We start from the raw sequence: 12,650 nt of genomic DNA on the forward strand, positions 1-12,650 counted from the left end.
TCGCGCTCCAGCCGCGCGCCCGCCGGCCCGGCGGCCTCGCGGACGGCGACGGCGACGTCGTGCCACTCCAGCGCGAGCTCGTCGACGGCGGCCAGGAGCTCGTCGGCGAGGGCCTCGGCCTCCGCCCGCGCGCTGCCGCCCTCGACGAGCACGACGTCGTCGAGCGTGGCGTCCGGCGCCGGCCCGTCGTCGTCGCCCCGGGGCTCGAAGAGCCGGCGCTCGAGCCGGCCGCGACCGCCCTCGCCGCCGGGCGGCGCCAGCGCGACCTCGTGGGTGCGCAGCGCCGCGATCGCGACCTCCCGGAGCTCGGGGGACCCCGCGGTCAGCGGCAGCGCCCCGGTCGAGCCCTGGGCCCGGCCCGCCGACTCGGAGGCCACCGCCCGCAGCTCGGCCACGACCTCGCGGCGGGCGCTCGTGGCGACGCGGTCGTCCTCGTGCGGCAGCGAGACGACCACGTCGGCGGCCCGCGCCAGCGTCCGGACGAGGGCCAGCTGCGCGAAGGTCAGGTCGTCGAAGCCGTAGAACGCGACCGGCCGGCCGGCCCAGAGGCCGGGCTCACCGGCGAGGCGCAGGCGGACCGCCCGCGCCTGCGCCGCCGGGGACGGCAGCGGGTGCCCCTGTCCGTCGACGAGCCCCGCCGACGCGGAGGCGACCCCTTCGAGGACGGCCCGGAGGTCGTCGACCAGCTGGCCGTCGACGCCGTGCTCGACCGGGTCGAGCCGCTGGAGGTCGTCGTGCAGCTGCTCCGGGCCGAACCCGCGCTCGGCGAGCTCCTCGAGCAGCCCGTCGAGCCGCCGCCGGACCCCGGGCCGGTCGGCGGTGCGTCCCAGCGGCCGTCCGGGCGGGACGGCGGACAGGGCCGTGGCGAGGAGGCGCTCGCGGGCCAGCGGGCCCAGGGTGGCGGCCGGGATCCCGACCGCGCGGCGGACGAGCTCCGTCAGCCGGGCCGACGTGCCGACGGTCACGCCCACGGCGACGCCGCCGGAGACCCGCAGGAGCTCGCGCCGGTAGCGGTCCGCGTCGGGCCCCGTAGGGACGACGAGGACCGGGGAGCGGTTCTCCGCTCCCCAGCGCCGGACGAGGCCGAGCACGACGCCCGCCTTGCTGGCGTTCGTCGGCCCGGTGACGAGCTGCAGGGTCACCCGTGGACCGTCTCAGGGCGCCCGGACGGCGTGCACGGCCCGTTGCGGCGGGCGTTCCGGGGGTGCACGACGTCGGACGCCACCCCCGGGACGCGGCCTACGCCGCCACGTCGGAGCCGTCGGCCGAGGCGGCCTCCGCCGCGACCGCGACGGCGGCCTCCCCCGTCGCCGCGGCCGTCGCGGCCTCGGCGGCCTCCACCTCCTGCGGCGTCGGGGCCTTCAGGCCGTCCTGCGCCCACGGCTCGTCGAACTCGACGCGCCACTTGCCCTCGTCGGTCTGGTGCAGGGCCAGGCGGGACCGGAAGCTGCGGCCCGCGCGGCTCTTGAACCCGGTGACCGGCTTGACCGTGCGGCCCGTCTTGATGAGCTCCTTGGCCACCACGGGGGCGAGCGTCTTGCCCGCCTTGTTCTTCCAGATCACGAAGCCGCACCCCGGGTCGTCCTTCGACCAGCACGAGAAGCCCTTGCGGTTCTCGCTGATGTCGCGCCCGCACACCGGGCACGGCCCGAGGTTGGCGCGCGGGATCCGGACGTCCTTGAGCTTGGCGTCGAGCTCCTCCACCGTCGACTTGGCGAAGCCGGCGATGGCGTCCATGAACGCCTTCCGGGACTCCTCGCCCGACTCGATCTTCGCGAGCCGGTGCTCCCAGTCGCCGGTCAGGGACGGCGAGGTCAGCTGGTGCCCGTCGAGCAGGCGGATGACGTTCTGCCCCTTCTCCGTGACCATCAGGGCACGACCGTCGCGCTCGACGTAGCCGACGTCGATCAGGCGCTCGATGATCGAGGCGCGCGTGGCAGGCGTGCCGATCCCGGCGTCCTTCATCGCCTCGCGGGCCTCGTCGTCGTCGACGAGCTGGCCGGCGGTCTCCATCGCCCCGAGCAGCGAGGCGTCGCTGTAGCGCCTGGGCGGCTTGGTGACCTTCTCGTCCGACGTCGACTTCGTGACCTTCGCGTCCTCGCCCTTCGCGAGCTTCGGCAGCGTCTGGTTGGCGCCCTCGTCGTCGTCCGAGCCGGAGCCCTCCTCGAGCTCGCCGTAGACGCCGCGCCACCCGGGCACGAGCAGCACGCGGCCGCGGGTGCGGAAGACGTGCGGGCCCTTGGCGACCTCGGGGGCGTCCGGGGTCTCGACCGTCGTCTCGATCCGCGTGTTCTCGAACTCGGCCTCAGGGTGGAAGACCGCGAGGAAGCGGCGGACGACCATGTCGTAGATGCGGCGGTCGTCGTCGCCCATCTTGTCCAGCACGTGCTGGGCGTTGGTCGGGATGATCGCGTGGTGGTCGGCGACCTTCTCGTCGTTGACCACGCGCCCGAGCGGCAGCGAGTCGAGGCCCTGCACGTACTTCGCGGCCTCGCGGTACTCGGGGCGGGAGCCGACCTGCCCGGCCGTCGGCTTGATCTCGGGGATCATGTCCGTCGTCAGGAAGCGCGAGCTCGTACGCGGGTACGTGAGCGCCTTGTGCTCCTCGTAGCACCGCTGGGCGGCACCGAGGGTGCGCCGCGCCGTGAAGCCGAAGCGGCTGCCGGCCTCGCGCTGCAGCGACGTGAGGTCGTAGAGCATCGGCGCGCGCTCCTTGCGGCGCACCTTGTCGAGCTTCGTGATCGTGCCCGTGCGGCCCTTGACCGCCGCGGCGATCGCGTCGGCCTCCTCGGCGGTCTTCAGCCGGGGCTGCGTGCCCTGGTAGAGGCGACCGAGGTAGGTGCGGTTCTTCGTCGGGTGGGTGGGATCGCTTCCGACGCCGGCGTCGAAGCGGGCGTCCACCAGCCAGTACGGCTCGGGGACGAACGCCTTGATCTCCTCCTCGCGGCGGGCGAGGATCGCGAGCGTCGGCGTCTGGACCCGGCCGAGGGAGACGGCGCCGTCGAAGCTGGACCGCAGGCGGATCGTCGCGGCGCGGGTGGCGTTCATGCCGACGAGCCAGTCGGCCTCGGACCGCGACTGCGCGGCCTCGCCGAGGAGGACCAGCTCGTCGGGCGACCGGAGCTCGGCCAGCGCCCGGCGCATCGCGGCCTCGGTCATCGAGGAGAGCCACAGACGCTGCACGGGCTGCGTGCCGCCGCCGGCGGTGAACACCCACTTGAAGATGAGCTCGCCCTCGCGCCCGGCGTCGCAGGCGTTGATGACGTCGGAGACGTCGTCGCGGTGCAGCAGGTTCTTGATGACCGCCATCTGCTTCTTGGAGCTGTCGTCGCGCTCCACCAGCTGGAAGTCCTCCGGGACGATCGGGAGGTCCTCCATCTTCCACCGCTTGAACTTCTTGTCGTACGCGTCGGGCTCCGCGAGCTGCACCAGGTGACCGATCGCCCACGTGATGACGTGGTCGGGCCCCTCCATCCAGCGCGCGCTGCGCTCGCCGGTCGGCTTGCCGATGGCGAACGAGCCCGGGAGGACCTTGGCGAGGTCCCGCCCGACGGACGGCTTCTCGGCGATGACCAGCGTTTTGCCCACGGGCGGCAGCGTAGCGGGGTCGCCACCCCGGCCTCTCCCCCCGTCCGTGCCGACTCCGCGCCGGACCTGTGACGAAGCTCCTCAGTGGCTGCAGGGGCCCGTCGACACGCGGACGTCGCTCCGGGCGTCCTGGAGCGCCTTCGAGACGATCTCGTTCGGCACCGCGAAGCCGCGGCGCTGGCCGCCGCTCGTGGAGGAGGCGAAGACCGTCCCCACGACGCGCCCCCGACGGTCGACGAGCGGGCCGCCGCTGTTGCCCTGCTGGACGAGCCCGCGGAACGGCAGCACCCGCCGCCGGATCGGCCCGTTGCCGTAGGAGTCCTCGCCGCTGACCGTTTGGGCGGCGGCGATGCGGGCCGCCCGCGCCTTGAACGGGCCGGCGAGCGGGTACCCGAGGATGGCCGCGGACGTCCCGCTCTCCGGGTCCTCCACCACCCGCAGCGCCTCGGCGTCGAGCCCGGGAGCGGCGAGCACGGCGATGTCCTGCGCCCGGTCGGCGTAGACCGCGTGGGCCTCGACCCGCTGCCCCCCGACCTCGGCGATCACGTGGGTGTCGTCCTCCCCCGCGATCACGTGCTGGTTGGTGACGACGATGCCCGGGCGTGCCACCCAGCCGGTGCCCACGATGCCGACGCCGCAGGCGGAGCCCTCGATCCGGACGACGCCCTTGCGGCCGTCCGCGACGCCCGGTCGCTTCAGGATCTCCGGATCGGGGGCGTCGACGGCCGCGCGCGGACCGGCGAAGCCCGGCAGCGGATCGAAGCGGGAGAGCAGCGCCAGCGCGTCGTCGGCGGGCGGGAGCGTGGTGCGCAGCCGCTTGAGCACGGACGAGTGTCGGACCTCGGACCGCCACGACGCCGGGACACCGGGCGTCTGGAGGACCATCGCGGACACGAACCACGCCGCGATGATCACGAGCGCCGCGGTGAAGACGGCGCCGAGAGCGGCGTCGAGCGCCCGGCCGACCCGGAACCCCCCGTGCTCGCCGGCGTTCAGGCGGATCCGGAGGAGGTCGCCGACCCGTTGCAGCCCGACGCCGAGGAGCACGCCGAGGACCGCCGCCCCGACGATCGCCGCCGCCGCGCCGTTCGGTCCGTCGGCACCACCCGAGACGACCATCGGCGCCAGGCGGGCACCGGCGATCGCGCCGCCCATGAACCCGACGAAGCCGAGCGCGGAGGCGAGGAAGCCCTGCGTGGTGCCTCCCGCCGCGGCGAGCACCAGGATCACCACCAGTGCCCAGTCGAGGCCCGTCACGAGGGGATCCAGGCTACCCGGTCGATCGGGGAGCCGGGTGGCTACGCGTGAGTAGTATGGGCCGTCGCATGGCCGACCCCGGACGCCGACGTCCTCCGCAGCGCCGGGCCCCCGGAGGGTCCGCGAGGCCGATGACGCCCGTGACGCGTGCGCAGCCGCGCCGCTCCGGTGGTCGGGGCGGCCGTCCCGCTCCGCGCCGCTCCCGCCGGCGCCTCGTGCCCGTGGTGGCCGCCGTCCTGCTGGTCGTCGCGGGCGTCGCGGCGTACCTGGTGCTGCACGCGCGCTCGGAGCGGGCGGCGGAGCGCGATCTCGCGAAGGCGTACGTCAAGGCGTGGACCGCGCAGGACTTCGGGGCGATGTACGACGACCTCGGCGGCGTCGCGAAGGGGCGCGCCACGAAGGAGCGCTTCACCGAGATCATGCGCGGCACGCTCACGACCGCGACCGCCAGGTCGGTCGGGGCGACGGAGCCGAAGCGCGACGGCGACGGCTTCACGGTGCGCGTCGCCGTGCACACGCGGCTCTTCGGGACGCTGCGCGGGACGGTGGAGCTCCCGCTCGAGGGCTCCGGCAAGAAGGCCGGGATCGACTGGACGCGGCGGATGGCCCTGCCGGGCCTGCGCACCGGCGAGACCCTGAGCCGCACGACCCAGATGCCCGCGCGGGCCGACATCCTCGCCCGCGACGGCTCGACGGTCCTCGCCGGCGGCACGAACCGCACGTCGGACGTCCCGAACATCGCCTCCCAGGTCGTCGGGGTCCTCGGCACGGCGTCGAAGGAGGACGCCCCGGCCCTCCGGCGCCTCGGCGTCCCGGACGGGGCGAAGGTCGGGACCTCGGGCCTCGAGCGGCTCCTCAACCCCGAGCTCGTGGGCACCCCGGGCGGCACCCTGAGGGCGGGCGACCGCGTGCTCGCGAAGGTCGCGCCGAAGAAGGCGAAGGCCGTCCGCAGCTCGATCTCGATCGCGGTCGTCAAGGCCGCGGCGGCCGCCCAGGCCAACGCCCCGGACGTCAGCGGCACGACGGTGATCGACTCCCGGACGGGCGAGGTCCTCGGCTTCCAGGGCAGCGCCTGGTCCGCCCGTCAGCCCCCCGGGTCGACGATGAAGATCGTCACCGCCGCGGCCGCGCTCGAGGACGGCGTGGCGAAGACGACGTCGACCTACCCGCGCGAGACCGAGGCCAAGGGCTTCAACGTCCAGAACTCCAACGGCGAGGTCTGCGGCGGCACGCTGGTGGAGTCGTTCGCGCACTCCTGCAACTCGGTCTTCGTCCCGCTCGGCGCGAAGCTCGGGGCGAAGCGCCTGGTCGAGATGGCGGAGAAGTTCGGCTTCAATAAGGCGACCCCGGGGCTCCCGGGCGCCGCGACCTCGACGATCCCCGAGGCGTCGCAGATGCAGCTGCCCGAGGTCGCCGCATCCGCGATCGGCCAGGGGCGCGTCGAGGCCACGAGCCTGCAGATCGCCCTGATGACCGCCACGATCGCCAACGACGGCCGCCAGCCGACGCTGACGTTCCTGCGCACGAGCAAGGCCGCGAAGACGCGCCGAGTGATCAGCGCGAAGACCGCCGCGTCGATGCGGACCCTGATGAGCGCGGTGATCAGCAACGGCACCGGCGAGGACGCCCGGGTCGGGATCTCCGGCATCACGACGGCCGGCAAGACGGGCACGGCGGAGCTCGCCTCCACCCAGGGTGCCCAGTGCGACGCGGAGGCCGCCGCGAAGGCCGCCGCGGCGCAACCCGACTCGGTGACCGACGCCCCCGAGCCCGTCTCCGCCTGCGGCAACGCCGACGGCAAGTCGACGACGGCGTGGATGTCAGCGTTCGCGCCGGTCACCCGCCGCAACGGCGTGGATCCGATCGCCGTCGGCGTGCTCCGGGCCCGGAACTTCCAGGGCGGCGCCACGGCCGCTCCGGTCGCGCGGCAGGTCCTGACCGCCGCGCTCGGCGGCTGACCGGCGGGCAGCCCCTCGCGCGGCGGGTCCTGACCGGCCACTGTCCCGCGTGGCAGTCGACTAGCGCGAAGGCCCGTGAGCGGTCCGTTCCCGCACGTCCCGCGACGCGCCCACGGCCGGCGACCTACGGGCCGCTGACCGCGGTCCACCGCCCGCGCCCCCGGAACGACGACGGGGCGCCGGTGGGCGCCCCGTCGAGGAGACTGCTGCGTCGCCGGCCGCGGCCGGCGGGTGCGGATCAGACGTCGAGGTCGACCTCGGCCTCGCCGCCGGTCGGCCCCTTGATGTGCAGGACGAGCGGCCGGTTCTCGAGGTTCGCCTGGGGGATCTTGAAGACCAGGAGCTCGGCGGCGGTGGTGCTCGAGCCGGCGGGGCTGTTGGCGAGCGGCTGGTAGCCGCTGCCGGTGCCCGTGGCGGCCGGGACGATCGCCTGGCGGTAGAGGAAGGGATTGCCCGGGTCCTTCGGGCTGACGGCCGCGATCGGGAGGTAGACGTGCTTCTCGGCCTGGGGGTCACCCTCGGTCCACTGCGAGTCCTTGATCTCGAACCCGCTGAGCGCCGCGGACTGCAGCGGCTTCTTCGTGTCGTTCGCGACCTGGATGAACACGCCGAAGTAGACCTCGTCGTCGAGCGGCTTCTTCGGGTTCTTCGTGAGCTTGAGGGCGTCCTGGGGGATGCCCTTCAGGTACTCGGAGTCCTCGGGATCGATCTTCTCCTGGTCACCTCGCGCGGAGAGGTTCTCGAAGTCGCCGGGGTTCAGCTGCCGGGAGACCTGGACCTGGTACTTCAGGTATGGGCCGTCCTTGGGGCCGACGGAGACGTAGACCGCCTCGGTCTCGGCGTGGGTGACCACGTCCTCTTTCTCGCCGCACGCCGTGAGGGCGGTGGACGCGAGGGCGACGGCAAGCAGAGGGAAGAGCCTGTTACGCATCGGCGCGCAGTCTAGTCGAGCGCTCAGCGCGCCGCGTGCGCGCGCGAACCGTCGACCGGGTCGGCGCTCGTGGCGAGCTCCTGCGGGAGCCGGAAGCCGGACGCCGGCTTGCGGGCGCCGCCCGCGATCCCCACCGGTGCGGAGCCCTCCGCGCCGTCCTCCAGGATGGCCCGGAGGCGCTGCAGCCCCTTCTTCAGCGCGCGCTTGGCGACGCCCTTCTGCCCGGCGACGGCCTCCATGATGCCGTCGGACGGGAGCTGGGTCTCGGTCTCGATCGTCCACGTCAGCTTCGAGCCGTGGGCGCCCTCGTCGGTGATCGTGATCTCGGCGATCACGAGCGTGCGGTCGTACTTGCCGCCGCGGCCGACCATCGCCATCCGGTACGGCGGCTCCATCTCCGTGAAGGTCACGTCGTAGTAGGAGAAGCGGTTGAAGCGGAGCTTCGCCTTGACGCGGACGCCGGCGCCGAGGCCGATCGAGTCCTCGCGCGTGAGGTGCCAGTCGGTCAGCTTGCCGTCCAGGAACCGCCGGTGGTTGGCGATGTCCGAGAGGAACGCGAAGACCTCCTCACGGGGACGGTCGATGCTGATCGTGCTGCTCACCGGATCCACGGGGCGAAGTGTAGCCCCGCGGTGGCCGGTGGGACGCCTCTGTGGGTCAGGACCGCTCGGCGACCGGCGGCGTCAGGCGCTGGGCCCGGATCTCCTCGCCGTGGCGGACCGGGATCGAGGCGAGCGGGCGGTCCCGGCGGTACGGGACGCAGAGGGCGCAGATCGTGCGCTCGCGGGGGTAGCGGTAGACGACCTCGCCGACCAGCGGCGTGCGCTTGCAGCGGTCGCAGCGCAGGCGCTCGGCGTGGAGCGAGGAGACGGACCGCCGCAGCAGCTGGCGCTCGAGGTCGGCTTCGGAGATCGGCTGGCGGCGCATGTCGTCACCCCGTTCGCCCCCGGTTCCCCGGCTCCTCCCCCGCCGGACCCCCGCATACACTCCGCGCATGGCCCACCGGATCGCCGTGCTGTCCCAGAAGGGCGGCACCGGGAAGACGACCACCGTCCGCACCCTCGCCGACGCCTTCCGTCGCGGCGGGCTCCGCGTCCTCGTGATCGACCTCGACCCGCAGGGCAACCTCTCGGACTACTTCGACGTCCCACCGGACGCGACGCCGACGATCGCCGAGGTCCTGACCGGGCGTGCGACGGCCGCCGACGCGATCCACGACGGGATCATCCCGGCCAACCTCCAGCTCGCCGAGGCCGAGCTCGCCCTGGCCGGGAAGATGGGCCGGGAGCTGATCCTCCGCAAGGTCCTCCGCGGTGCCGACGACGACGTCGACGTCGTGCTGCTGGACTGCCCGCCGAACCTCGGCCTCCTGACGGTCAACGCGCTCGTCGCGGCCACCCACGCGCTGATCGCGTGCGAGGCCCAGTACTTCGCGCTCCAGGGCGTCGAGCAGGCGCTGCAGGTGATCGAGCTGGCCACCGACGGCCTGAACCCCGACCTCGAGTTCCTGGGCGCCGTCGTGACGAAGGCCGACCTGCGCACGGTCCACTCGCGCGAGGCCGTGGTCGCGCTGCGGGAGGCCCACCCCGGCAAGGTCTTCGACGCGGTCGTCCGGCACTCGATCGCGTACGCCGAGTCGTCGGAGCGCGGCGTGTCGATCCTCGACCACCGCCCGGGGCTCGGGGTCGACTACCTCGACCTCGCGGGCCAGATCGCCGCCGCGCTGGGCGAGGCCCCGGCGAAGCGCAAGCTCGGCACGCTGGCGAAGGCCGCCCGCGCCTGAGCCCGGGCGGCGGGGTCAGTCGCCGACGACGACGGCGACTCGGGCGCCCTCGCCCACGAACGGCGCGTGCAGCACCGTCGCCCAGCCGGCGGCGCGCTCGCGCGCCTGCTCGAGCACCGCGGGCGCGTCGGCGCTGCTCGTCCAGAGCATCACCGTCGGCCCGGCGCCGGACACGGTCGCCCCGATCGCGCCGAGGCTCGTCGCGTCGTCGATCAGCTCGGACGAACGCGGGAACAGCGCGGCGCGGTGCGGCTGGTGCAGGACGTCCTGGAGGCTGTGGGCGACGATGTCGAGGTCGCCACGCTCGAGGCCGATGGCGAGCGCCGCCCCCCACGCGACGTTCTTGGTGGCGTCCTCCAGCGGGACGTGCTGGGGCAGCACGGCGCGGGCGGCGGCGGTGCGCACGGCCTCGTGCGGGACGACGAAGACGGCCTCGAGCCCCTCGGGCGGCGCGATCCGGACGCACCAGCCGCCGTCCGTCAGCACGATGCCGCCGTAGAGCGCGGCGGAGACGTTGTCCGGGTGCCCCTCGACGTCGACGGCGAGCGGCAGGAGGGCGTCGGGTTCGGTGCTGCCACCGTCGAGCGCCGCGGCGGCGGCGAGGCCGGCGACGATCGCCGTCGCGCTCGAGCCGAGGCCGCCGGCCAGCGGGATCTCGGTCCGCACGCGGAAGGTCACGCCGTCGGCGGACCGCAGGCGCTCGAAGGCCTGGACGATGACGTTGTCGCGCCCCGTCGAGAGCGGGAGGTCGTGCTCGACCGCGAACGTGCCGGTCTCCTCGACCTCGACGTGCAGCCACAGTCCGAGCGCCGCGGCCATGCAGTCGAAGCCCGGGCCGAGGTTGGCGCTCGAGGCGGGGACGGAGACGGAGACGGTGCGACCCATGCCAGGCCTACCGTACCCGAGTGGCCCGGGAGACAAGCGGGCCGGGGCCGCGCTCCGGGGGACCCGTGTGGCAGGCTGGGCGCGTGTCTCCGGCGTCCCGTCGAGCGTCCCGCTCGCTCCTGCCCGTGATCGTCGTGCTGTCGGTCGTGCTGGCGGGCCTCCTTGCCGTGATCGTGCGCCGCGAGACGCGGTCGACGGGCACCGCGACGGTCGCCGCCGCGCGGCCGCTCCCGGCACCGGAGCCCACGGCCCGGCCGTCCACCGCGCAGGTCCGGCGCGCGACCGCCGAGCTCGACCGGCGCTCCCCGGGACGCGACACGTCGGCGTGGTCGGTGCGCGGGGCGAGGGCGCGCGCGACGAGCGTCCCGATCCTCATGTGGCACGTGGTCGCGACGCCGAAGCCCGGCACGCCGTACCCGGACCTGTGGGTCACGCCGGAGCAGTTCGCCGCCCAGGTCGACGCGCTGCGCGGCGCCGGCTTCACCGCCGTGACGACGGAGGACCTCTGGAAGGCGTGGCACGGGACCGGGACGCTGCCGCGCCACCCGGTCGTCCTGAGCTTCGACGACGGCGACCTCTCCCACGTCACGAACGCCGCGCCGGTCCTCGCCCGCGCGGGCTGGCCGGGGGTGCTGAACCTGGCCGTCAACCACCTGGGGCCCAAGGGCCTGCCGATGTGGGGCGCGCGGCGCCTGGTCCGGGAGGGCTGGGAGATCGACTCCCACACGGTCGACCACCTCGACCTGACGACGCTCGACGACGCCGCGCTCGCCGAGCAGCTGACGCGGTCGCGGATGCTGATCGAGCGCCGGCTGGGCGTGTCGACGCGGTTCCTCTGCTACCCCGCGGGGCGCAACGACGACCGGGTCCGGGCCGCCGCCCGGCAGGCCGGGTACGTCGCGGCGACGACCGTCGTCCCCGGGATCGCGGCCCCGACCGACGACCCGTTCCAGCTGCCGCGGATCCGGGTCGGCCCGACGACGACCCCGGAGTCGCTGGTCGACCAGGCGCGCGGCACCGCCGCCCCGCCGACGGTCGTCGGTCCGGCCTGAGCCACGCCGTCGACCCTGCGCGGCAGGCGGGTGCCCCGGGCCGTCCGACCTCCGACGTGACCCGACCCGAGACGCCCGGGGCGGGGCCCGCCCCGGTCTCCTCTAGCCGACGAGGATCTTCTCGAGCGCCTTGAGGTCCGGCTCGCAGGGGACGACCGGCGGTGACTCGTCGAGCGCCGTCTGCGGGTCCTTGAGGCCGTGGCCGGTGAGCACGCAGACGACGCGCTCGGCGTCGCCGACGCCGTGCTTCAGCAGGCCGGCCACCGACGTCGCGGACGACGGCTCGCAGAAGACGCCCTCCTCGCGCGCGAGGAAGCGGTAGGCGTCGAGGATCTCCTCGTCGGTGCAGTCGGCGACGGTGCCGCCCGATCCGGTCATCGCGGCCATCGCCTCCTCCCAGCGCGCCGGGGCGCCGATGCGGATCGCGGAGGCGATCGTCTCGGGCTCGGCGACGAGCTCGCCACGGACGAGCGGGTTGGCGCCGCGGGCCTGGAACCCGTGCATCGCCGGCAGGCTCACCGAGGGGTCCTCGGCGTGCAGCTCCTGGAAGCCCTTCCAGTACGCGGTGATGTTGCCGGCGTTGCCGACGGGGATGCACAGGGCGTCGAGCCGGCCGTCGAGGTCCTCCATGACCTCGAAGGCGGCGCACTTCTGGCCGGCGATGCGGAAGTCGTTGACCGAGTTGACCAGCGCGATCGGGTGGACCTGGGTGATCTCGCGGACGAGGCGCAGGGCCTCGTCGAAGTTGCCGCGCAGCGCCACGACCTCGGCCCCCTGCATCAGGGCCTGGGCGAGCTTGCCCGCGGCGATCTTGCCGTCGGGCACGAGCACGATGCCGCGGATGCCGGCGCGGGCGGCGTAGGCCGCCAGCGACGCCGCGGTGTTGCCGGTGGACGCGCAGATGACCGCGTCGGCGCCGTCGCGGACCGCCGCGGAGACCGCGCAGGTCATGCCGCGGTCCTTGAACGACCCGGTCGGGTTCAGGCCCTCGAACTTCAGGAAGACCTCTGCCCCGACGCGCTCGGAGAGCCGCGGCGCGGCGATCAGGGGCGTCGACCCCTCGTTCAGCGAGACGATCGGGTCTCCGGGCTCGAACGGCAGGCGGTCCATGTACCGCTCGATCAGGCCCATGCGGCGGATCGAGTCGGAGCCGGTGAGGCGGTGTCCGGGCTGGTCCATGCGGGCTCCGGCGGGGG

11 protein-coding genes are annotated in these 12,650 nt (G+C 74.3%); 3 read left to right on the forward strand and 8 right to left on the reverse strand.

Features of this window, described 5'->3' with window-relative positions; translation table 11 throughout:
- The 3 genes from PATMI_RS33085 to PATMI_RS0124580 all read right to left on the reverse strand — a co-directional run.
- On the reverse strand, positions 1-1,142 hold a 1,142-nt coding region (locus PATMI_RS33085), incomplete at its 3' end, for a PD-(D/E)XK nuclease family protein (RefSeq protein WP_036726385.1).
- A 97-nt stretch (positions 1,143-1,239) separates the two neighbouring features.
- Positions 1,240-3,588 carry a type IA DNA topoisomerase gene (locus tag PATMI_RS0124575; RefSeq protein WP_026912822.1) on the reverse strand — a complete coding sequence of 783 codons (2,349 nt, stop codon included), beginning with the start codon at positions 3,586-3,588 and terminating at the stop codon, positions 1,240-1,242.
- 81 nt (positions 3,589-3,669) lie between these two features.
- Entirely contained in the window at positions 3,670-4,845 is a 1,176-nt protein-coding gene (locus tag PATMI_RS0124580; RefSeq protein WP_026912823.1) for a MarP family serine protease, read from the reverse strand.
- Positions 4,846-5,069: 224 nt separating this feature from the next.
- Here PATMI_RS0124580 and PATMI_RS35450 point away from each other — a divergent pair, with 224 nt between their 5' ends.
- A complete protein-coding gene (locus PATMI_RS35450; RefSeq protein WP_211241788.1) occupies positions 5,070-6,803 on the forward strand; it encodes a penicillin-binding transpeptidase domain-containing protein in 1,734 nt (577 codons plus the stop codon).
- A gap of 238 nt (positions 6,804-7,041) precedes the next feature.
- Here PATMI_RS35450 and PATMI_RS0124590 read toward each other — a convergent pair whose 3' ends face one another.
- The 3 genes from PATMI_RS0124590 to PATMI_RS0124600 are packed head-to-tail and all read right to left on the reverse strand — an operon-like array spanning position 7,042 to position 8,661.
- A complete protein-coding gene (locus PATMI_RS0124590) occupies positions 7,042-7,734 on the reverse strand; it encodes a hypothetical protein (RefSeq protein ID WP_157260966.1) in 693 nt (230 codons plus the stop codon).
- A 23-nt stretch (positions 7,735-7,757) separates the two neighbouring features.
- Positions 7,758-8,345, reverse strand: coding sequence for an SRPBCC family protein (locus PATMI_RS0124595; protein ID WP_026912826.1), 588 nt, complete (start codon positions 8,343-8,345; stop codon positions 7,758-7,760).
- 46 nt (positions 8,346-8,391) lie between these two features.
- Entirely contained in the window at positions 8,392-8,661 is a 270-nt protein-coding gene (locus tag PATMI_RS0124600) for a hypothetical protein (RefSeq protein ID WP_026912827.1), read from the reverse strand.
- 67 nt (positions 8,662-8,728) lie between these two features.
- Between PATMI_RS0124600 and PATMI_RS0124605 the strand changes: the two genes are divergently transcribed.
- Complete coding sequence (locus tag PATMI_RS0124605) at positions 8,729-9,517, forward strand: ParA family protein (protein WP_026912828.1); 789 nt, start codon at positions 8,729-8,731, stop codon at positions 9,515-9,517.
- A gap of 15 nt (positions 9,518-9,532) precedes the next feature.
- Here the strand turns inward: PATMI_RS0124605 and thrB are convergent, their stop codons facing one another.
- On the reverse strand, positions 9,533-10,402 hold the full coding sequence (gene thrB / locus PATMI_RS0124610; RefSeq protein WP_026912829.1) for a homoserine kinase: 870 nt from the start codon (positions 10,400-10,402) through the stop codon (positions 9,533-9,535).
- A gap of 83 nt (positions 10,403-10,485) precedes the next feature.
- On the opposite strand from thrB, the gene PATMI_RS33100 reads away from it, so the two are divergent.
- Entirely contained in the window at positions 10,486-11,454 is a 969-nt protein-coding gene (locus PATMI_RS33100) for a polysaccharide deacetylase family protein (RefSeq protein WP_157260967.1), read from the forward strand.
- A gap of 102 nt (positions 11,455-11,556) precedes the next feature.
- Here PATMI_RS33100 and thrC read toward each other — a convergent pair whose 3' ends face one another.
- Positions 11,557-12,633 (reverse strand): threonine synthase, encoded by a 1,077-nt coding sequence (gene thrC / locus PATMI_RS0124620; protein ID WP_211241833.1) that lies wholly within the window; start codon positions 12,631-12,633, stop codon positions 11,557-11,559.
- Positions 12,634-12,650 lie beyond the last annotated feature (17 nt).

The sequence above is a fragment of the Patulibacter minatonensis DSM 18081 genome, from assembly GCF_000519325.1.
Taxonomy (GTDB): Bacteria; Actinomycetota; Thermoleophilia; order Solirubrobacterales; family Solirubrobacteraceae; genus Patulibacter; species Patulibacter minatonensis.